This window comes from Nocardia sp. NPDC049935 (genome assembly GCF_055586645.1).
Genome location: NZ_JBVJHV010000007.1, coordinates 104,618 through 125,698 on the forward strand (window position 1 = coordinate 104,618; position 21,081 = coordinate 125,698).

Here is a 21,081-nt window from a genome sequence, read left to right on the forward strand (position 1 = left end):
CCTGTCGCGCCCGGGCTGCCCGTCAAACTGTGGATTGTCCCGGGGAAACCACACCGTGGTCAAACGCGTAGACGATCGCCGCCGCCCGGTCCCGCAGGCCGAGCTTCCCGAAGATATGGCCCACATGGGATTTCACGGTGACCTCCGAAATCCCGAGCGCGTGGGCTATCTCACTGTTGGCGCGGCCGCGGCCGATCAGGGCCAGTACTTCGTATTCCCGGCCGGTCAGTTCACCGGCGGCGACCGGCGCGGCCACGGCCGGCGCGGTGGTGCGGTAGGTGGTGAGAACGCGCCCGGTGACCGCCGGGTCGAGCCAGGAGCCGCCGGCGGCGACCGTGCGGACCGCGCGGATCAGATCCTCGGCCGGGGAATCCTTGAGCAGGAAGCCCGCCGCGCCGGCCCGCAGGGCGCCGGACAGCAGTTGGTCGTCGTCGAAGGTGGTCAGGACGAGAACCGGCGGTTCGGCGCCGCGGGCCCGCAACATCCGGGTGGCCTCGATCCCGCCGACCCGCTTCATCCGCAGATCCATGAGCACCACATCGGGGGTACGCGCCGCAACGGCCGCGAGGGCCTCGTCACCGTCGGCGCATTCGCTGATGTGGAAGCCGTCGCGGCGCCGCAGTATCCGCCGCAGCCCACCCCGCACGAGTTCCTGATCGTCGACGATCAGTACCTCCAGCGCCTCGGGATCGGAATCGCCCCTGGTCATCGCACCTCCTGCTGCTCGTGAACACACCTGCCCGTCCGCCCCGATCGCCGATCCGGCGCGGGTCCGGCCGGCCGGTCACGACGCCGGACGCGGCGACGGGCGGTACACCGGGGGCGGAGTGGCGGGCTGCGGATCCGTGGTGACCATCAGATTCGACAGCACACAGCGACCGCCGGTCGCGGACGCTTCGGCGGTCTCGGGCGCGGCGTGGCGGTCGAGCGGGAACTCCGCGCGCACGGTCCACCCGTCCGGGCCCGGACCGGCCTGGATGCGACCGCCCAGGCCCTCGGCGCGTTGGCGCATACCGGCCACACCGTTACCCGTACGGGACCGGCCCGCGGGCCCGGACTGCGAGTTCGGTGGCACCGCGTTGTGCACCCGGACCGCCACCGAGCGCACACCGACCTCCACATCCAGTTCGACCGCCGCGCCCGGTGCGTGTTTGGCACTGTTGGCGAGGGATTCCTGGCAGATGCGATACAGCGCCAGCCCCACTGCCGGCGACAGCGCACGGAGATCACCGGTGAGACGGCGCGTGACCGGCAGGCCGGCGTTGGCGAAGTCGTCGATGAGGGCGGGGATGTCCTCGGCGCCCGGTTCCGCCCCGGTCGCCGACGGACCCGAATCGAGCAGACCCACCGTGCGCCGGATATCGGCCATGGCCTGACGGCCGAGCCGTTCGGCGTCGGCCAGCGCGTCGACGGCCTCGTCGACATCGCGGTCGGTGGTGAGGGCATGCCGGGCCGCGGTCACGTGCAGCAGCGTGACGGTGAGCGAATGGGCGATCACATCGTGCACTTCGCGGGCGATCCGGTTGCGTTCGGCAACGGCGGCCTGCGCCGCCCGCGCGGCCTGGTTCTCGCGTTCCTGGTACAGGTAGAGCCGCTGATACTGCAGCATCACTCCGACCAGCCAGCCGAACATGATCCCGAGGACATACATCGGCACCCCGGTCCGCAATGATTCGTCGTTCCACAGCGACTCCCCCAGCACCGCGAACCCGACCAGTTCGGCGGAGGCGGCCAGCGCCATCGGGATGCTCACCCGTTTCGGCGCGATCGCGGCGATCTCTCCGATCGCGACCATCAGGACGAACGGTGCGAAATCGGCCTCCACCGGCTGCGCGAAGAACAGGGCCGCGGCGATCATCGTCGCCGCGGCGAGGACCACCGGGCGGGGCACGATCCCGAAGAAGATGTACATCGGGACGGAGACGAACAGCAGGAACAGCGCGATGAGCGGAAGCGCGGTCGGGAAGTATTCGTGGCGCTGCAGGCACGCGACCAGGCCCACGACGAGGAACGCCAGGTCGGCGAACAGTACGACCTTCGGCGGATAGTCGAACGGCAGATCCCGCAGCGGATGCCAGCCGATCCGCGGACCGCCGTGGGTCACCTTCGCCCCGGCCGTACGCAGCGCCCGCCGCACCCGGCCGCCGCCCGGCGCCCGGCGCACGGCCGGATCATCCGCGGCGGACTCCGGCCGCGACCGCAGCGGCTCGGCTTCGGCCCCGGGGAGTGTGAGGTGGCTCTCGGGCACATGTCCAGGGTAATCACCGGCACAACGCCGGGGCATCATCCCGCGGCGGGGTCCGCGCTCCACCCACGGTAGGAGACCGATTCACGTCCGGGGCACGACGATTTCCCGGGCCCGGATTCGTAGCGTGGAACACGAGATCGCCGCACCGGACGGGTGGGCGAGGAAGGTCCCGACCGAAAGGACCAGAGCCATGTCCTGGGAAGATCAGCATCTACGCACCGAGATCCTGCACACCGTCCTGGACCGGGCCGCCGCCGATCCCGGACGCGAAGATCTCTTCGACGCCATTCCGCAGCTCGAACGGTTGTTCGGTGGCCCGCAGGGAGTACTTGCGGCGCTGCGGTATCGGTGGAAGATTCATCTCGACGCCAAGCTGGAGGCCGGGGCGGCCCACGGCCGGACGCTGCGGGAGGCCTATCTCGAGCTGGCGTCGGAGCAGCCTGTGCTGCGCGCGGTACTCGACGCGCGCACGGTGTCGCCCGTTCCGGTCGGGTGAGGCACCCGCGCGGGCCGGACGAACAACCTGGAAGACGGGGTGGCGATGACGCAGCCGGCGATGCTGGAACTGACCGAGGTCGTGAAGGAGTACCGCGTCGGAGAGGAACCGGTCCGCGCGCTCGACGGGATCGACCTGCGCCTCGAGGCCGGGGAGTTCACCTCGGTGATCGGGCCGTCCGGCTCCGGTAAGAGCACCCTGCTGCATATGCTCGGCGCGCTGGACCGCCCCGATTCGGGGTCGATCCGGTTCCGGGGCACCGAGATCGGCGATCTGAGCGAGGAACGCCAGTCGGAGTTCCGGCGGCACCGGGTGGGGTTCGTTTTCCAGTTCTTCAACCTGCTGCCCACTCTGTCGGCCTGGGAGAACGTGGCGGTGCCGAAACTGCTGGACGGTACGGGGCTGCGCAAGGCCAAACCGCGGGCGCTGGAACTGCTCGAACAGGTCGGGCTCGGCGCCCGTGCCGAACACCGGCCCGCCGAATTGTCCGGCGGGCAGATGCAGCGGGTGGCGGTGGCCCGCGCGCTGATCATGGACCCGCCGCTCATCCTCGCCGACGAACCCACCGGGAATCTGGACTCCAAGACCGGCGCCGCCATCCTGGAATTACTGGCGGCGGTGGCGGGTTCGGGGAATTCGGTGGTGATGGTGACCCACGACCGGGGCGCGGTGGACTACTGCGACCGGGTGGTCACCCTCGGTGACGGCCGGATCGGCTCGGACGAACGGACCCGGGCCGGCGCGGTCAGGGCCTAGCCCCGCCCCGCGCGCTCACAGCGGCGCGCGGGCCCACCACGTCTCGACGTCCGAACGTGGCGCCGATCCCCAATACCGCACGAAGAGCAGCGAATTGCCGCGCGGCGAATCGACGCCGGTCCCGAACTCGACCACCATATTCGTGGCGAACCGGCCGCGGTCGGCGGGATCGTCCCAGAAATGCGCGGTATACGGTTCGCCCTGTTTGGTGGCCGGTATCGCGTCGTTGGGCGGCAGCGAGTCGACCACATCGCGGGCGGATTCGGCGTCCGGGTAGGTGAGGACCGTGTAGTCCATCCGGGTTTCGCTCAGCGTGGGCTGGCGGCAGTCCCAGATCGCCTCCCAGGGTTGCGATTCCAGCATTTCTCGGAAAACCGCCACATCCCCGAGGATCGGGATCTGGTCGTCGGGCTCGTACCGGCCGCAGACCGTGTCCTGGTAACCGATGCCCTCGAAACCCGCCCCCTGCGGGAGCAGCGCCGGGAACAGCCGGCGGGTGCGGTCGCCGGGCGCCGCACCCGGTGAACGGTCCTCGCCGGTGGTGCCCGGCCCGCTGGTGCCGGTGGGTTCACGCTCCATGGTGGAGGGCGCGGGCGCGACCGCTGCCCCTTCTGAATCGTCGCCGCCCACGACCACCAGCAGCGCCGCCACGATCAATGCCACGATGATGAGCGGAATCAGGACGGCCAGGGCGATCAGGGCCGCGCGATTGCCGCCGCGCGACGGATGTCCCGGGCGGTAGCCGGGATACTGCCCCGGCGGAGGTGCGGACGAGCCCCCGGTCTGCTCCACTCCCGGGGCGCGGCCCGCGACCGGCGGTGCCATCGCGACGGCCGGTTGCGCACCCGTGCGCTCGACGTCGCCGGAGCCCACCGGACCGGGATGTGCGGGCGCGGCGCCGGGATGGCCCGGAGCCGGAGTCGCCGCCGGTTGTGCGGGCACCGCCCCGGGGACCGGCGACGCGGTCCCCCCTCCGAGCGCCGGAGGTGCGGGTACGGCGGGCATACCGCCGGTCTGTTCCACCGAGGGAGGCGCCGGGTGCCCGGGCCGGGGAGACGCTCCCGGCGCGGCGGGCGGGTACCGGCCGTCGGTCCCGGGGTAACCGGCGGGTGGTGCGGCGGGATAGCCGGTCGCGGTGCCCGGATACACGCCGCCCGGGCCGCTGAGTTCGGTTGTGGCCGAATAGGTCTGGGTGGCGGCCGGGGCCGTCAGCGCCTGTTTGGCGGCGGCCGAGAATTCCACGCAGGTGCGGTACCGGTGCCCCGGATGTTTGGCCATGGCCTTGGCCAGGACGGCATCCAGTGCGGGCGGCAGTCCGCGGCGTTTGACCGCCAGCGGCGGCGGGGCGAGCTGGAGATTGCCGTGGATGATATCGGCGGGATTGGGGGAGTCGAAGGGCGCCATACCCGTGAGCAGCCAATACAGGGCGCAGGCCAGCGAGTACTGATCCGAGCGGCCGTCCATCTCGCCGCCGGTCATCTGTTCGGGCGAGGCGAAGGCCAGGGTCGCGGTGAACATTCCGGTCTGGGTGAGCCGTACCGTTTCCGCCCGTAGTCGGGCCAGCCCGAAATCGGTGAGGAAAACCCGTTCGCCCTGCCCGGTATTGGCACGCGCGAGCAGGATGTTGGAGGGTTTCACATCGCGGTGCAGCACGCCCATACCGTGGGCGTAGTCCAGGGCGTCGGCGACCCCGTCGATGATCTGTACCGCCTTGTCCGGCGGCAGGGTGAGCGGGTTGACGGTGCCCGCGTCGGCGCCGTCGATGTACTGCATGCACATCCACAGGTGCTCGCCCTCGACCCCGCGGTCGTAGACCGTGACGATACTCGGATGGTCGAGCTGGGCGGCGAGATCGGCCTCCCGCTCGAACCTGGTGCGGATCGCGGCGTCGGCGAACAGTTCCGGTTTGAGCAGTTTCAGCGCAGTCTGTTTCCCCAGCCGTGGATGGCGGGCCAGATAGACCGCGCCCATTCCCCCTTCTCCGAGCAGCCGCTCGACGGTGAACCCGGCGAACACGTCACCGCTGTTGAGCAACACGACCCCCTTCGGGTGACCGACAGACTCGTGAGCCTACCGGGGCGAGCGCGCCGGAAACGCTTCGACGACGGGAATCGGGGCACTTCATGAGAATCCTGACATTCCGGTCAGCCCGGGGTGACCAGACCCGATTCGTAGGCCAGCACCACCGCCTGCGCGCGATCCCGCAGGTCGAGTTTCGTGAAGACCTTCGACACATGCGTTTTCACCGTCTGCTCGGCGATGAACAGGGCCTCGGCGATCTCGGTGTTCGACATACCCCGCGCCACCAGTTCCAGGATCTCGCGTTCGCGCGGGGTCAGCGCGCCGAGCGCCGGAGAGGGGGTGCGCCGCGCCGCCCGGCGGGTGGTCACCTCGGCGATCAACCGGCGGGTCACGGTCGGGGCGAGCAGCGCCTCCCCCGCGGCCACCACGCGCACCGCACGCACCAGTTCCTCGGCCGGCGCGTCCTTGAGCAGGAACCCACTGGCGCCCAGGCCCAGCGCCTCGTAGACGTAGTCGTCGATATCGAAGGTGGTGAGCATCAGAACCCGCACCGGCGGATCGAACCCCGAGGCCAGAATGGAACGGGCCGCGTCGAGCCCGTTCATCTCCGGCATCCGCACATCCATCAGCACCACATCGGGCCGCAACCGCGCCGTTTCGGCGACCGCCACCTTCCCGTCGGGGGCGTCGCCGACGACGCTGATATCCGGCTGCGCCGCGAGCAACGCCCCGAAACCCTGCCGCACCATGGCCTGGTCGTCGGCGATCAACACGGTTATTGCCACGGGCTCAGCTTAATTCCCGAACCGGTCCGGTGTGCGCCGCCGATTCCCGGGGGCGGCGCTGTCGCGGGTCGCGGGGCCGACGCGGCGCCCCGCGGCGCGCTCAGACCGCTGTCCCGGTGCGGGGCAGCACCGCGGTGGCGAAATCCACGGCCCCGGGCAGCGGGATCCGCGCCGTGACCCGGAACCCGCCGTCCGCCGTAGGCTCGGCGCTCAACTGCCCACCGACCGCGACCGCCCGCGCCTGCATTCCCTGTATGCCGTGCCCGCTCGCCCCCACCGTGACGGGTCCCGGCGCCGGGCCGTTCAGCACCGTCAGATCGACGGCCCCCACGCAGTCCAGGGTGATCCGCACCGGCGCGCCCGGCGCGTGCCGGCCCGCGTTGGCCAGCGATTCCTGCACGATCCGGTACAGCGCCGACCCCACCGTGTCCGGTATCGCGGCCAGGGTTCCCTCCACCGACCAGGTGAGATCCACGCCGGCCCGGGTGGCGCCGAAGAAGAGGGCTTCCAGATCCAGGGCGGTGGGCTGTGGCACGTTCTCGGCCAGCTGACCGTCGCTGCGCAACACCCCGAGCAGGCTGCGGATCTCGTTGAGCGCCTCCCGCGCGGTGGCGCCGATGGATTCGAACTCCGCGCGCGCCGCGTCGTTCACGCCCTCCACCCGGTAGGGGGCGGTCTGCGCCTGCACCACCACCAGCGACATATGGTGCGCCACCACATCGTGCAGATCGCGGGCGATCCGGGCCTTCTCCTCGAGGATCGTGCGCCGCGCCCGTTCCAGATCACTGAGCTCGGTCTGCCGGTTGAGTTCGGAGCGGGAGCGGACCAGCGACCGCACCAGCAGCGCCACGAACACCAGCCCGCCCAGCGATACCGGCCACGCCCACGGGTCCGCGTCCAGGCCCTCCGCCGACAGGCCGGCGCCCAGCAGCAGCGAGGTCGCGCCCCACACCACCGCGGTCAGCTGGATCGTCGACTGCGTCGCCACCGCGAAGACCAGGAAGTACAGGGCCACGATATGGACCACCTGGAACGGCATCTCCTCCCCCGTGAGGTTCGGCACCGCCAGTGCGATGAGCAGTGCCGAACCGGCGGAGACGGCCCAGCCCAGCAGCGCGTTGCGCCGGATCAGCAGAACCGGCAAGGCCGCGAACGCCGAGATCAGCGGCGCCAGGGCCGGCGGCACGTCATGGGTCAGGAACAGGGTGGGCCAGGCCACCGCGTACAGGACGATCGTCGTGAACACGGCACCGGCGTCCAGCCAGCCGCGCCACCCGACCCGGGTGACGAAACCCCACAGACCACTGCGGCCCGGGGCCGGTTTCACGACGCTCGTCTCGTTCATTCCCCCGACACTAGGAACCCCGGCCCCGCCGCGCCTCATACCGTGGGGTGAATTCGGGCCCGTACATCGGAGTGAGCGCGGGGCCGCTCTGGCCTGCGGGACCGCGCCGCGAACCACTCCCGAGCGGGACGCCGGGGACCGCCCGCCGTTCATAACGTCCTCGACCATGCCTGTCTCGAACAACGCCGCCCGGCGCCCCGTGCCCCGCTCCCGGCTCCTCCGGCGCGCCGGGATCGCCGGTGCCGGGATCGCCGCGGCGGTCGCGCTGTCGCCGATGCCGGCGGCCACCGCCGCCGGGCCGTCGCCCGCCGTATCCCCCGCCGCGGCGGCGGTGCAGGGGCTGACCTCGTCGGATGACTCGCCGGTGCTGCCCGCCGATTTCCCGGCCGTCGCCGGCTACCGGCCCGAAACGCTGGACGGGCTGCTCGTCGCGCCGCATGGTTCGTGTTCATCGCCGGTACCGCTGCCGAGGGAATTCGAGACGGCCTGCAAGGCCCACGATCTCGGCTACGACCTGCTGCGCTACGCCGACCGCACCGGCGACCCGCTGGGTCCGTGGGCCCGCCGCGACCTCGATCGCACCCTGGCCGCCCGGATGCGCGCGGCGTGCGCCGGCCGGGTGGAGGCGATGGCCCGGATGCGGTGCGAGGGCATGGCCGAAGTCGCGACGGCGGCGGTGGGGCTCAACTCGATGCGGCAGAGCTACGGAGTCCCGGTGGTGGAGCGGTTCTCGTTCACCGACGCCCGGGACCGGGCACCGCAGCCGGCCGGGCTGCTCGTCGCGGCACTGGCCGCCGCCCTGCTGACCCGCCGGACCGGACCGCTCCCGCTCCGACCCGCCGCGGCGACCACCGTGGGACCGGCCGTCGCGGAACCCACGGCGACGAGAGGCGATATCCGATGAGTGTGCTCACCGTCGACCGGGCCCCCGGGCCGCACCGGATCGACTCCCCGGCCCGCGCGACCCGGCCACGGATGCCGCGCGCATGGCCACCGGCCCGGGCGACCCTCGCGGTGGGCGCGGGCACCGTGGTGTCCCTCGCCCCCGGACTGCTCCCCCGGCCCGCGGCGGTCCAGGCGGTGCTCACGGCCCTGCTGGTCGCCCTCGCGCTCGGTCTCGCGTACGGGCTGCGACGGGTGACGCGCCGCCTCTCGCCGGGCCCGCCGCGGCCGGGCCTCTCCCGGCCGCTGACCACGATCGTCACCGTATCCGCCGTGCTCGCGGCGCTCGTGTACGCGAACACCTGGCAGAACTCGCTGCGTACCGCCATGGACGGCACCCCGGTACCACCGTGGTACTGGCCGGTCTGGGCGGTCGGCGCGTTCGTACTCCTCGCCGGTCCGGCGACGGCGGTCACCGGGACCCGCTGGGTGCTGCACCGGGTGGGCTGGTCGCGGGTTCTGGTGACGGCGGTGGTCGCGGCGCTGCCCGCGACGCTGCTCGGTATCCCCGCCGTGGCCGGTCCGGGCGGTACCGGCGAATCGGGCCTGGTCCGGCCCGCCGCGACGACCCGTTCGGGTAGCGCCGGCTCGCTGGTGAACTGGGCCTCGCTGGGACGGGAGGGGCAGCGGTTCGTCACCTCCGGCCCACCGGGTGCGGTCCAGGTGTATGTGGGACTGGATTCGGCGCCGGATCCGGCCGCCCGCGCCGCGCTCGCGGTGCGCGAACTGGACCGGGCCGGTGGGTTCGGGCGATCGCATCTGGTGATCGCCGTGCCCACCGGATCGGGCTGGGTGGATGCCCGGGCCCTGCAGGGATTCGGAACCCGGTTCGGGACCGATGTGGCCGTGGTGGCGTTGCAGTACTCCCGGTTGCCGAGCTGGGCGACCTTCGTGGTGGGGCGGGATGCCGCCGCGACCTCGGCGCGGACGCTGTTCGAGGCCGTCGAGGCGTACAGCGCGACACTGCCGGACCCGCCGCGGCTGTACCTCTACGGACAGAGTCTGGGCGCGTTCGGGGGTAGCGCGGTATTCGCCGGAGCGGCCGAACAGAATCGCCGCGCCTGTGCGGTCCTGTGGGCGGGCACTCCCGGCGGGGGTGGGCCCGAGCCGGGCGCGCGGACCGCGATCCTGGCCAACTCCTCCGACCCGGTGGTCAACTGGTCATTCGACCTGCTCTGGCGGCCACCGGACCGCACCGGAGTCCGGCACGACGCTCCGACCCCGCCCTGGCTGCCCGTCGTGAGTTTCGTGCAGACCGCCACCGACCTCCTCGGCGCTCTCGGCGCGCCGCCGGGACACGGCCACCGCTACGGCACCGACCAGGGCACCGCGATGCCCGGCTGCGGTCCGGAGCGCTGAGCGATTCCGGTGCCGGACCGGCCCGTTTGCCGAAAGGATGCGGGCCGGTCCCACCGCGGTTCCCGCGCTCCGCACCGGGACCTGCCGTGCGCACGACGGACCGCACTGCGCTTAAGGTGTCCCACCATGGCTTCACCGAGTTACCACCACCCGCGTCGCGGGCGGCGCCGGATCCGGCGGCTTTCGCGACCGGCACTGCTGATCGCCGCGCTGTTCGGTCTGGTGATCCCCGTGGTGCCGGCGCCCGCCTCGGAGGCGGTGGGTATCGACGCCTCGAGCACCGGTCCGACCGGTCTGGCGGTGGTGGATCTGACCTCGGGCGAGGCCGGCGCGGCCGCGGCCGCCGATATCCCGCGCGATTTCGCGTCCTATTCGGGCTACGAACCGGTGCTCCGGCAGGGACTGCTGGTGGCGCCGGACGGCCAGTGCTCCTCACCGGTCGAATTGCCGCCGGAGTTCGATACCGCGTGCATGGCCCACGACCTGGGCTACGACCTGCTGCGCTACGCCGACAGGACCGGCGCGCCACTGGGTCCCTGGGCCCGGCACGCGATGGACCAGGCGCTGGGTGTACGGCTGCATCAGGCCTGCGAGGCGCATTCCGAGCCCATGGTCCGCACCCGCTGCGAAACGCTCGCCGAGATCGCGTCGAAGGCGGTGGAGCTGAACTCCCGCCGTCAGCAGTACGGGGTCCCGGTGGTGGAGACCTTCACCCAGGCCGCGACCCACGCCGTCACCGAGCATCCGACCCAGCCGTGGCTGCTGCGCGCCGCGGCGCTGAGCCTGGCCGCGGTGGCGTTGCTGTTCGCCGGTATGCGCCGACTGCACCGCCGGGTCCGCCGGCCCGCGCTCGCGGGCGTCACCGGCCGGCTGGGCGGGCCGCCGCGACCCGGTGATCTGATCGCGCCCCGGTACGCCCGGCCGAGTATCTTCCCCCGACCGGTGCGGAATCTGATTCGCCTGCCGGTGGCGCCGATGGAGATCTCGGTTCCGCTACCGCATCTGGACCCGGTCCCGCTGCCGCGACTGCCCACGCTGCCCGCCGTCACGCCGGACCGGGTCGCCGCCGAATCGCCCGCGGGTTGACCCACCTTGTAACACGTTCTAGTTTTGATCCTGTGCTGGTAGTGGACGATGTGGTCGAGGTGGACGCGCCCTCCGAGGTGGTGTGGTCGGTGCTCACCGACTTCGGGCGATACGGCGAATGGAATCCGTTCATCGGCCGCTGCCGCGCGGAGCTGACAGTCGGCGCGCCGATCGATATGTCGGTCGGTCAGTTGCTGCCGCGGCCGCTGCCGATGCGCGAATTCATCCGCAGCGTCACTCCCGGCCGCGAGTTCAGCTACTCGATGAAACCGCTGCCCCTGGGCGCGCTCCGCAGTCACCGCTCACACACACTGATACCGCTGAACGGCGGCCGGACCCGCTACGAATCCCATTTCGAACTCGACGGCTGGCTCTCGCCGCTGGTCGGGCTCCTGTTCGGCCGCGGTTTCGGCCGCGGCTTCCCGGGCATGACCACCGGCGTCCAGCGCGAGGCCGAACGCCTGCACTCGCACTGACGGCCCGGTATCCGCGCCCGCGCACAGCGCGAGGGCGGCGACCCGATCACGGATCGCCGCCCTGCTCACAACTCGCGGTCACCGCGCCGGACCGTCCCGCCGCGGTGCCCGGTCAGGCGATCGCGCCCCGCGCCGCCTCGTAGGCCGCGCCCACCCGGTACAGCCGGTCGTCGGCCAGGGCGGGCGCCATGATCTGCAGGCCCACCGGCATCCCGTCGTCGGCGCTGAGCCCCGACGGCACCGACATCGCCGGATGCCCGGCCAGGTTGGTCGGCAGGGTGCACAGGTCCGACAGGTACATCGCCAGCGGATCGTCGACCTTCTCGCCGAGCTTCCACGGAGTGAACGGGCTCGTCGGCGACACCAGGACGTCGACCTGCTCGTAGGCCTTGTCGAAATCACGGGCGATCAGGGTGCGCACTTTGAGCGCCTGCCCGTAGTAGGCGTCGTAGTACCCGGCCGAGAGCGCGTAGGTGCCGATCATGATGCGCCGTTTCACCTCGGGGCCGAAGCCGGCGGCGCGCGTGGCGGCCATGACCTGTTCGGCGCTGTGGTTACCGTCGTCGCCGACCCGCAGCCCGTAGCGCATGGCGTCGAACCGGGCCAGGTTGGAGGAGACCTCGCTGGGCAGGATCAGATAGTAGGAGGCCAGGGCGTATTCGAAATGCGGGCACGACACCTCGACCACATCGGCGCCGAGATCCTTCAGCACACCGACCGCCGCGTCGAAGGAGGCCAGCACGCCGCTCTGATAGCTGTCGGAATGCAGTTCCTTGACCACGCCGACCTTCACCCCGCGCAGATCCCCGCCCGCGCCGCGCCGGGCGGCCTCGACCACGGGCGGCACCGGCACATCACGGGAGGTGGAGTCGCGCGGGTCGTGCCCGGCGATCACCTCGTGCAGCAGCGCGGTGTCCAGGACCGTCCGGCCGCACGGGCCGCCCTGGTCCAGCGAGGACGCACAGGCCACCAGACCGAACCGCGAGACGGTGCCGTAGGTGGGTTTGGTGCCGACGGTCGCCGTCACCGCGGCCGGCTGCCGGATGGAGCCGCCGGTATCGGTGCCGATGGCCAGCGGCGCCTGATACGACGCCAGCGCCGCCGCCGACCCACCGCCGGAACCGCCGGGGATGCGGTCGGTGTCCCACGGATTCCGGGTGGGACCGTAGGCGGAGTTCTCGGTGGAGGAGCCCATCGCGAACTCGTCCATATTGGTTTTCCCGAGGATCGGGATACCGGCCGCCCGCAGCCGCTGCGTCAGCGTCGCGTCGTAGGGCGCCACCCAGCCCTCGAGGATCTTCGACGCGCAGGTGGTCGGCATATCGGTCGTGGTGAACACGTCCTTGAGCGCCAGCGGCACCCCGGCCAGCGGCGAGGCCGGGGCCTTGCCGGCATCCAGCGCGGCGTCCACCTCGGCGGCGGCGGCCAGCGCCTGTTCCCCGGCCACGTGCAGGAAGGCGTGGTATTCGCCGTCGACCTCGGCGATGCGATCCAGATGCGCCCGGGTCACCTCCACCGAGGTCACCTCGCGGCCGTGGATCTTTCCCGCGAGATCGGCCGCGCCGAGTGTCGTCAGATCCGTGTCGCTCATTCGCCCTCTCCCAGGATCTGCGGAACCAGGAACCGCTGTTCCTCGGCGGCGGGCGCCCCCGCGAGGGCCTGATCCGGGGTCAGGCCCGGGCGGACCTCGTCGGCGCGGGTCACATTGGTCACCGGATCCGGCGACGAGGTGGCCGGCACGTCGGCGGCGGCGACCTCGGAGATGGTCTGCACATGGCTGAGGATCGAATCCAGCTGTCCGGCGAACTGATCGAGTTCGTCCTCCGACAGCGCGAGCCTGGACAGCCGGGCGAGGTGTGCGACCTCGTCGCGGGAGATGGCGGTCACCGCGAACCCCTTTCGGCGATAGTTTCGATTGTTACGGCGATCGATCACGAGCACCGATCAGCCTAATGGTGCGTCCACCGTGGACCGGTGGGCAGGCCGGGCGCACCGCCGGACCGCGGTCCGAAATATTCGAAAGTTGCATATTTCACACTCATCGACTACCTGTGAACCCCGGGTAGCACGCACAATTCGACTCGATAACCCTCCGAAATGGGTGTAAGCATGAGCAGACCGGGTATCCGTTGAGAGCCTCGGCCGCAGAAGGAAAGGGAAACGCACGTGTCATATCTGCTCCGCGTGCAACTTCCGGATCGCCCGGGAAGCCTCGGCTCGCTGGCCGTGGCACTCGGAACCGTCGGTGCCGACATCCTCTCGCTGGACGTGGTCGAGCGCGGTGCGGGCTTCGCGGTCGATGATCTGGTGGTCGAGATCGCGCCGAACGCGCTTCCCGACACCCTCATCACCGCCGCCGAATCACTCGCCGACGTCCGGGTCGATTCCATCCGCCCCTACTCCGGCGTCCTCGACACCCATCGCGAGCTCGAACTCATCGACAATGTGGCCAATGCCCGCGACGACAGGTTGCAGGTGCTGGTCGACGGGGTGCCGCGGGTCCTGCGGGTGGGCTGGAGCACCGTCCTGGATATCGGCGAACACGGCGCCTACCGCGTGGTCGGCAGCCAGAGCGCCCCGCAGACCCAGGCCGGCTCGGTGCCGTGGATGCCGCTGCAGAAACCGCTGGCGCTCGACGGCGACGCCGACTGGGTCCCCGAGATCTGGCGCGATATGGATACCAAACTCGCCGCCGCCCCGCTGGGCCCCTCGACCAAGGCCCTGCTGCTGGGCCGGCCGGGCGGACCCGATTTCCGGCCGTCGGAGATCGCGCGGCTGGGCTATCTGGCCGGAATCGTCGCCACCGTCCTGGGCTGACACCCCGCGCGGCCGATACCCGTCATCAGGGCCGGCGCCGGTGTCAACCGCGACGCAGTCCGTCGAAGATCACGGAAAGGACGATTCACGTCCTCCCGGCCGTTATCCCGCGCCGCCCGGTTCGACGATCCGCCACCGGTCCGGTTTACCCGGCGGGTAGGCGACGGTGAGGGTGTCGCCGATGGCCGGCCAGTACGCGGCATCCCAGACCATCCGGCCGTAGACCACGGTGCCGGGCTCGGTGGGGCCGGTGAGGTTACCGGTGACGGTCACGAACTGTTCGCCCATGGCCTCCGGTCGCGGGCTCACGCCCGTCAGATACAGCGACCCGACCTCGGCGTCGGCGGGCAGCCGTCCGCCGCGTCGCCCGCGGAACACCAGCACGAGCATTCCCACCAGTGCGGCCACCATGATCGCCAGCATCGCCAGTTCGAACACCCCACCATGCTAGGCCCCGGCCGCGCGCGGTCCGGCGCCGACGCCCCGGAGATCACGAATGCCCCCGCGAATACTCCGGCCCGGCACTCCCCCGGCGCCCTCGGATATCCCGGAACCGGTGAAAAGTCCGCGCGAATGACCGTGCGACGGAGAAAAATCGGCACGAACCCCCGCAGACCCGTACTTCTTCGACTCCCGGGCGGGCGCGAATCAATGTGAAACGACGGGGTATCCCCTGCCTACCGGTTGTGGAAGGAAGCGATCGACATGCCGGAATCAACGATAAGAGCAGGTGCAATGGGAAGCCGTGTAGCGAGCCTCGTCATCCTCATCTGGTTCGTGGCGGGCATCATCGCCGCGTGGCAGCGGGGCTATTTCAATGATCCACCGGAGGAGTGCTCACATATCGCGACGCTGGCGGTCACCGTCGTCGCCGGACCGCTGAACTACGTGGGACTCAACCCGCGTATGGGATGCACACTCCCCGAACCGAGTAAATGATCCGGAACCGGCCGCCCGATCGGGCGGCCGGTTTCATGTGGTGGCCAGTGTGCTGGCCCCGGCGCCGGAACGGCGGATGGTCCACACCCCGGTGCGGGTCCGCGCGGACCGGCCGTTCCCGCGATCGACCAGTGCGCGGTCACCCGTGGTGTACACGAGTTGCGCACCGCGGGTATTGGTTTCCGGGTTCTGGAACAGCTGAACGAGCCGATCGGCCTCCTCCACCGTGAGGCGGGTGCCGAAATCGTCGACCACCAGCACCTTTCCGGTGTCCAAGGCGTCGAGCAGCACCGGCAGCAATCGCAGCAGCGCCAGGGTCGCCGAGGATTCCTCGGCGAGGGTGAACACCGGTTCCACTCCGCTATGCACCAGCCGCAGGCCCACCCCGCGGCGGGCGACCATCCTGGTGTACAGCGCGTCGCGGGCATTGCGCATATTGGTGAGTTCGCGCGCGAGCTGAACGGCCGTCAGCCCGGTGTCCTCCTCGAGCTGCGCCGCGTAACCGGGCGAGGCCGCGCCGTGGTCGAGCTGTTCGGTCAGCGCCGCGATATCGGAGTCCAGATCGCGCAGGTAATCGGCGTATCCGGGATCGTTCTGGGCGATGAGCAGATCGGTGATCCCGAGATCGGCGGTCTGCAACAGGGTCAGCAGCCGGGCCGCGTTCTCGGTGGAGCGGGACAGATGCGACCCCACCCGCCGCTCGACGTCCTCGATATCCCCGGCGCCGCGCACCACCTCGAGCATCGTCTCGAACCACCGGTAGGCGGGAACCAGCGCCTCGGCGTACATCTGGCCGGCCAGGCTCAGCAGCAGCGCGTTGGGGCGCACCAGCGGGACCAGGGCGGTGATCCCGAACCGCGCCGGTTCGAACATCGGCCCGACCCGGACCAGCTCCCCCTCCCGTTCGAAGACGATCCGCCGCCGGCCGCGCGGATGGCTGTACAGCCATTCGGCGGCCACATCGGCGGAGTCGGTGCGGAATCCGTAGGTGTAGGGGATCCCCTCGGCCACGAAAACCGCCTCGAATTCCGAGGCCCGCCCGGTGTGCTCCAGATGCGGCGACCGCACCGGACCGGCGTAGGGGTCCCAGCCGGTCACCGATTCCAGCACCGCGGCGCGCATATGTCCCAGCGCGTCGACCAGGTTCGATTTACCGGCCGCGGGCCCGCCGTGCACCGCGGTCACCGGGATCGCCACCGGCGCGGTGGCGCCACGGGTCAGCCGCAGTTCCTGTAGGTCGGCCAGGGATTTGTGGTTGGACACCCGAAAACTGCGCAGCATCCCGCCATCCTGCCGTGTCCGGTCCCGCCGCCGCAGGACGGGCATCCGCCCGTGTCGGGGCACGGCCCGCCACCACCCACGCGACCGCGGCCCCTCGCGGCCGGTACCGGCGGTTCACTCCGCTCCGGCGGCCTCCCCGGGCGGACGGACCGCGTCCGGACCCGATTCCAGCAGCATCCGGAAACCGTCCTCGTCGAGGATCGGCACCCCGAGTTCCTCGGCCTTGGCGGCCTTGGTGCCCGGCGAATCGCCGACCACTACGAACGCGGTCTTCTTCGATACCGACCCGGCCGCCTTACCGCCGCGCACCAGGATCGCCTCCTTGGCGCCGTCGCGGGAGAACCCCTGGAGCGAACCGGTGACCACGATCGACAGCCCCTCCAGGGTGCGAGGAATCGACTCGTCCCGTTCGTCGGCCATCCGCACCCCGGCGGCCCGCCATTTCTCGACGACGGCGCGATGCCAGTCCACAGCGAACCATTCCGCGACCGCGGTGGCGATGGTCGGCCCCACTCCTTCGGCGTTCGCCAGTTCGTCCAGCGAGGCCTGTTCGATCCGTTCCATACTGCCGAACTCGGCGGCCAGCGCCCGGGCGGCGGTGGGCCCGACATGGCGGATCGACAGACCCACCAGCACCCGCCACAGCGGCACATCCTGGGCGGCGCCGAGATTGTCGAGCAACCGCCGCCCGTTCGCCGAGAGGCTGCCGTTCTTGTTGACGAACAGGCCGACCCGCTGCAACCGGCCGGCGTCGAGGTCGAAGAGATCACCTTCGTCACCGATGGCGCCGCCGTTCAGCAGCGCGATCGCCGCCTCGTAGCCGAGGGCCTCGATATCGAAGGCGCCGCGACCGGCCACATGGAATACCCGCTCCCGCAACTGCGCGGGACAACCACGCTGGTTGGGACAGCGGATATCGGCGTCGCCCTCCTTCTCGTAGGCGAGTTCGGTACCGCATTCCGGGCAGTGCGTGGGCATCACGAACGCCCGTTCCGCGCCGGTGCGGGCGTCGGCGACCGGACCCAGCACCTCCGGGATCACATCGCCCGCTTTGCGGATGGTGACGGTATCGCCGATCAGCACACCCTTGCGCACCACCTCCGCGGCATTGTGCAGCGTGGCCATCGAGACCGTGGACCCGGCGACCACCACCGGTTCCATCACCGCGAACGGGGTCACGCGCCCGGTGCGCCCGACGTTCACCGCGATATCGCGCAGCTTCGTCGTGGCTTCCTCGGGCGGGTACTTGTAGGCGATCGCCCAGCGCGGCGCACGGGAGGTCGAACCGAGCCGGCGCTGCAGCAGCAGTTCGTCGACCTTCACCACCAGGCCGTCGATCTCGTGCTCGATATCGTGGCGGTGCTCGGCCCAGTAGGCGATCCGTTCCAGCACCGCGTCCACGCCGCGCACCAGTTTCGTATGCGCGGAGACCGGCAGGCCCCAGGCGGCGAGTGCGCGGTACCCGTCGTGCTGGGAGGCGGGCGTGAAACCCTCGGTCCGGCCGAGACCGTGACAGATCATCCGCAGCCGCCGCCGCGCGGTGACCGAGGGATCCTTCTGGCGCAGCGACCCGGCCGCGGTGTTACGCGGATTCGCGTACGGCGGTTTCCCCTCCGCCACCATGGCGGCGTTGAGGGTCTCGAAATCCTCCAGCCGCAGGTACACCTCGCCCCGGACCTCGAGCAGCGCGGGGATCGGGAATTCCGGGTCGGCGGTCAACTCACCGGGGATGTCCTCGACGGTGCGCGCGTTCAGGGTGACGTCCTCCCCGGTGCGTCCGTCGCCCCGGGTCGCCCCGCGCACCAGCTTTCCGTCGCGGTAGACGAGATTCAATGCGACCCCGTCGATTTTCACTTCGCACAGATAGTGCAGGTCCGGACCGGTCTCCTCCTCCACACGTGACGCCCACGCCCGCATATCGGCCTCGGAGAAGACGTTGTCCAGGGAGAGCATCCGCTCGAGGTGGTCGACCGGGGTGAAATCGGTGGCGAACCCGCCGCCCACCAACTGGGTGGGTGAATCGGGGGTCCGCAGATCGGGGAACTGTTCCTCGAGCGCCAGCAGCTCCTGGAACAGCGTGTCGAATTCGCCGTCGGAGATGATCGGCGCGTCCCGCACGTAGTACCGGAACTGGTGTTCGCGGACCGTCTCGGCGAGTTCCTGCCAACGCGCGCGCTCCTCTCCCGCGGCGGGGGTCGGAGCGGCGTCCGTACCGGGCTCGGTGGGGCTTCCGATCTCACTCACATCTGGCAGATTAGTCCAGCCCACCGACACCGCGGCCGCACCGGAACCGCACGTCGCGGCCGGTTCCCGGTCCTTTCGCCGGTCTGTCGGCGGGCGTCCCGGCGATGCCGAGGCGCGCCTGCCCGACGGCACGCTGGGCGCGGGCCGAACGTTATTGCGCGACCACCGATTCGGGATCCTGGGCGAACGCCTTCGCGGTATCGGAGGCCAGCCGCAGCGCCTCCCGGGCCCAGCCCGGCCGCGCCCCCGCCAGCCCGCACGCCGGGCTCACCAGCACCCGCCGCGCCAGCTCGGCGCGCGGGAACCCGAGCCGGTCGAACAGGCGGACTCCGGGCTCGGCGATCTCCCGCCAGGTCACCGGCGGCGTCGGACCGGTGGTGGGAACAAGCCCGAGAACGAGGCGCTTGCCCCGGTCGAGAGTCTCTCCCAGCGCGTCGAGCGCGGCCGTCCCGGAGACCGTGGCGAGATCGAATCCGAGCGCCGACGCCGACGAGCGACCCAGGAAGGCCAACGGCGGCGGGCTCGCGCACGTATGCACCATCGTCGGCACCCGCTGCAGGTCCAGCACCGAGTCCAGCAGTGACAGCGCTTCCGGTTCCGGTACGGCGGCGACCGTGTTCAGCACACTCGCGCCGCGCAGCGAACCGTCGAGCACCTGCCCCAGCGACGGTTCGTCCAGTTGTAGGACCACGTCGGCCTCGAGCCGGGCCGCGATCTCGGCGATATGCGTCGCCAGCCCCTCGGCCAGCGACCCCGCCAGATCACGCACCGCACCCCGGTCGGTGAGCACCCGGTGCCCGCCGGGCAGTTCGACCTGCGCGGCGAGGGTCAGCGGACCGGCCGCCTGCACCTTCAGTGTGCGGCCGGCGCCGCGCAGTCCGGCGTTCTCCCATGCCTCCTGGAACGCGTCCAGGTCGGTGCGCAGCAGATCGTGCGCCCGCCGTGAGGCCGACCCCGGCCGGGCGGCCAGCCGGTAGCCGCGCGGGGTGGTGTCGAATCGCATATCGACCAGCAGCGCCGATACCCGCCCGATGGTGTCCGCGCCCACCCCGCGGGCCGGCAGTTCCACCAGGTGGGGCAGCCCGGGCAGTTCGCCGATGATCACGGCCGCGGCCTCGCGCGGGTCGGTGCCCGGCCAGGACCCGACCCCCGTCGCCGCGCCGGCCGGGAAACCGGCCTCGCTCATCGAGGCGCGCCGGCGGTGGCGGTCCGCGAGGTCGCCGAGATCGTGCCGCTGCCGAGGACCGCGTCACCGGCGTCGTCGGGCCGGTACAGCACCGCGGCCTGACCGCGGGCCACCCCGCTCAGCGGTTCCCGCAGCCGGATCACCATCCCGGCGCCGGAGGCCTCGGCGGTGGCGGGCGCCGTACCGCCGTGCGCGCGGACCTGGACCACACAGTCGACCGGGCCTTCCGGCGCGGCACCCGAGGTCCAGATCGCCCGGTCGGCCTCGATCTCCCAGACCTCCAGGTCGTCGACCGAGCCCACGTGCACGGTGCCGGTATCGGAGTCGATATCGGTGACGTAGCGGGGTTTGCCGTCGGGGCCGGGGCCCGGCAGTCCGAGCCCCTTGCGCTGGCCGATGGTGAAGCCGTGCACGCCGTCGTGACGCCCCAGCTCGGCACCCTGCGAATCGACGATGGCGCCCGGCCGGATACCGATCTTCGCGCCCAGGAAGGCCTGGGTATCGCCCGAGGGGATGAAGCAGATGTCGTGGCTGTCGGGTTTGTTCGCCACGGCGAGCCCGCGTTCGGCGGCCTCCTCCCGGATCCGCGGCTTGGGCGTGTCGCCCACCGGGAACATGGCCCGGGTCAGCTGGTCGGCGGTCAGCACCGCCAGCACATAGGACTGATCCTTGTCCGCGTCCACCGCGCGGCGCAGCACACCGTCGGCCAGCCGGGCGTAGTGCCCGGTGACCACCGCGTCGAATCCGAGCGCCACCGCGCGATCGGCCAGGGCCGAGAACTTGATCTTCTCGTTGCAGCGCAGACAGGGATTCGGCGTCTCTCCGGCGGCGTAGGCGGCCACGAAATCGTCGATCACGTCTTCCTTGAAACGATCGGCGAAATCCCAGACGTAGAACGGGATGCCGAGGACGTCCGCGGCGCGGCGCGCGTCACCGGCGTCCTCCTTGGAGCAGCATCCGCGCGATCCGGTGCGCAGGGTCCCCGGGGCCGACGAGAGCGCCAGATGCACCCCGACCACCTCGTGCCCGGCATCGACGGCCCGTGCCGCCGCCACCGCCGAATCCACTCCGCCACTCATCGCGGCGAGTACGCGCATGT

The 21,081-nt window shown here is 71.1% G+C and carries 20 protein-coding genes; 8 read left to right on the forward strand and 12 right to left on the reverse strand.

The features are described 5' to 3' along the window. Positions 1–22: 22 nt before the first annotated feature. Entirely contained in the window at positions 23–709 is a 687-nt protein-coding gene (locus ACZ6SF_RS25350; protein ID WP_466065090.1) for a response regulator transcription factor, read from the reverse strand. A 75-nt stretch (positions 710–784) separates the two neighbouring features. Beyond that, positions 785–2,248 (reverse strand): sensor histidine kinase, encoded by a 1,464-nt coding sequence (locus ACZ6SF_RS25355; protein ID WP_466065092.1) that lies wholly within the window; start codon positions 2,246–2,248, stop codon positions 785–787. Between the two features lie 190 nt (positions 2,249–2,438). Here ACZ6SF_RS25355 and ACZ6SF_RS25360 point away from each other — a divergent pair, with 190 nt between their 5' ends. Both ACZ6SF_RS25360 and ACZ6SF_RS25365 read left to right on the forward strand, forming a co-directional pair. Further along, positions 2,439–2,744 carry a hypothetical protein gene (locus ACZ6SF_RS25360; protein ID WP_466065094.1) on the forward strand — a complete coding sequence of 102 codons (306 nt, stop codon included), beginning with the start codon at positions 2,439–2,441 and terminating at the stop codon, positions 2,742–2,744. Positions 2,745–2,789: 45 nt separating this feature from the next. Beyond that, positions 2,790–3,500 (forward strand): ABC transporter ATP-binding protein, encoded by a 711-nt coding sequence (locus ACZ6SF_RS25365; RefSeq protein WP_466065095.1) that lies wholly within the window; start codon positions 2,790–2,792, stop codon positions 3,498–3,500. 15 nt (positions 3,501–3,515) lie between these two features. On the opposite strand, the gene ACZ6SF_RS25370 is transcribed toward ACZ6SF_RS25365, so the two are convergent. From ACZ6SF_RS25370 to ACZ6SF_RS25380, 3 genes are all read right to left on the reverse strand, one after another. After that, the gene (locus tag ACZ6SF_RS25370; protein WP_466065097.1) at positions 3,516–5,537 is read right to left on the reverse strand and encodes a serine/threonine-protein kinase; all 2,022 of its coding nucleotides are present in this window, start codon (positions 5,535–5,537) and stop codon (positions 3,516–3,518) included. A 107-nt stretch (positions 5,538–5,644) separates the two neighbouring features. Further along, a complete protein-coding gene (locus ACZ6SF_RS25375; RefSeq protein WP_466065098.1) occupies positions 5,645–6,307 on the reverse strand; it encodes a response regulator in 663 nt (220 codons plus the stop codon). 100 nt (positions 6,308–6,407) lie between these two features. Further along, a complete protein-coding gene (locus ACZ6SF_RS25380) occupies positions 6,408–7,652 on the reverse strand; it encodes a sensor histidine kinase (protein ID WP_466065100.1) in 1,245 nt (414 codons plus the stop codon). Between the two features lie 166 nt (positions 7,653–7,818). Between ACZ6SF_RS25380 and ACZ6SF_RS25385 the strand changes: the two genes are divergently transcribed. The 4 genes from ACZ6SF_RS25385 (at position 7,819) to ACZ6SF_RS25400 (ending at position 11,515) form a co-directional block, all read left to right on the forward strand. Next, on the forward strand, positions 7,819–8,556 hold the full coding sequence (locus tag ACZ6SF_RS25385) for a hypothetical protein (protein ID WP_466065102.1): 738 nt from the start codon (positions 7,819–7,821) through the stop codon (positions 8,554–8,556). After that, a complete protein-coding gene (locus ACZ6SF_RS25390) occupies positions 8,553–9,953 on the forward strand; it encodes an alpha/beta-hydrolase family protein (protein ID WP_466065103.1) in 1,401 nt (466 codons plus the stop codon). Before ACZ6SF_RS25385 ends, ACZ6SF_RS25390 begins: the two co-directional genes overlap by 4 nt. Positions 9,954–10,079: 126 nt before the next feature. Further along, positions 10,080–11,039 carry a hypothetical protein gene (locus tag ACZ6SF_RS25395; protein ID WP_466065105.1) on the forward strand — a complete coding sequence of 320 codons (960 nt, stop codon included), beginning with the start codon at positions 10,080–10,082 and terminating at the stop codon, positions 11,037–11,039. 32 nt (positions 11,040–11,071) lie between these two features. Then, complete coding sequence (locus ACZ6SF_RS25400) at positions 11,072–11,515, forward strand: SRPBCC family protein (RefSeq protein WP_466065107.1); 444 nt, start codon at positions 11,072–11,074, stop codon at positions 11,513–11,515. Positions 11,516–11,627: 112 nt separating this feature from the next. Here the strand turns inward: ACZ6SF_RS25400 and gatA are convergent, their stop codons facing one another. Both gatA and gatC read right to left on the reverse strand, forming a co-directional pair. Next, positions 11,628–13,106 carry an Asp-tRNA(Asn)/Glu-tRNA(Gln) amidotransferase subunit GatA gene (gene gatA, locus ACZ6SF_RS25405; protein ID WP_466065108.1) on the reverse strand — a complete coding sequence of 493 codons (1,479 nt, stop codon included), beginning with the start codon at positions 13,104–13,106 and terminating at the stop codon, positions 11,628–11,630. Then, a complete protein-coding gene (gatC, locus tag ACZ6SF_RS25410) occupies positions 13,103–13,402 on the reverse strand; it encodes an Asp-tRNA(Asn)/Glu-tRNA(Gln) amidotransferase subunit GatC (RefSeq protein WP_466065110.1) in 300 nt (99 codons plus the stop codon). Before gatC ends, gatA begins: the two co-directional genes overlap by 4 nt. Before the next feature lie 279 nt (positions 13,403–13,681). Here gatC and ACZ6SF_RS25415 point away from each other — a divergent pair, with 279 nt between their 5' ends. Next, a complete protein-coding gene (locus ACZ6SF_RS25415; protein ID WP_466065111.1) occupies positions 13,682–14,332 on the forward strand; it encodes an ACT domain-containing protein in 651 nt (216 codons plus the stop codon). Between the two features lie 102 nt (positions 14,333–14,434). Here the strand turns inward: ACZ6SF_RS25415 and ACZ6SF_RS25420 are convergent, their stop codons facing one another. Next, the gene (locus ACZ6SF_RS25420) at positions 14,435–14,770 is read right to left on the reverse strand and encodes a hypothetical protein (RefSeq protein WP_466065113.1); all 336 of its coding nucleotides are present in this window, start codon (positions 14,768–14,770) and stop codon (positions 14,435–14,437) included. A 297-nt stretch (positions 14,771–15,067) separates the two neighbouring features. On the opposite strand from ACZ6SF_RS25420, the gene ACZ6SF_RS25425 reads away from it, so the two are divergent. Beyond that, positions 15,068–15,271 (forward strand): hypothetical protein, encoded by a 204-nt coding sequence (locus ACZ6SF_RS25425; protein WP_466065115.1) that lies wholly within the window; start codon positions 15,068–15,070, stop codon positions 15,269–15,271. 33 nt (positions 15,272–15,304) lie between these two features. On the opposite strand, the gene ACZ6SF_RS25430 is transcribed toward ACZ6SF_RS25425, so the two are convergent. From ACZ6SF_RS25430 to mnmA, 4 genes are all read right to left on the reverse strand, one after another. Continuing rightward, positions 15,305–16,552, reverse strand: a complete 1,248-nt coding sequence (locus tag ACZ6SF_RS25430; RefSeq protein ID WP_466065116.1) for an AAA family ATPase — start codon at positions 16,550–16,552, stop codon at positions 15,305–15,307. Between the two features lie 114 nt (positions 16,553–16,666). After that, positions 16,667–18,787, reverse strand: a complete 2,121-nt coding sequence (gene ligA / locus ACZ6SF_RS25435) for an NAD-dependent DNA ligase LigA (RefSeq protein ID WP_466065559.1) — start codon at positions 18,785–18,787, stop codon at positions 16,667–16,669. A gap of 160 nt (positions 18,788–18,947) precedes the next feature. After that, entirely contained in the window at positions 18,948–19,982 is a 1,035-nt protein-coding gene (locus tag ACZ6SF_RS25440) for a methionine synthase (RefSeq protein ID WP_466065117.1), read from the reverse strand. Next, positions 19,979–21,079, reverse strand: coding sequence for a tRNA 2-thiouridine(34) synthase MnmA (mnmA, locus tag ACZ6SF_RS25445; RefSeq protein ID WP_466065119.1), 1,101 nt, complete (start codon positions 21,077–21,079; stop codon positions 19,979–19,981). Before mnmA ends, ACZ6SF_RS25440 begins: the two co-directional genes overlap by 4 nt. Positions 21,080–21,081: the final 2 nt, after the last annotated feature.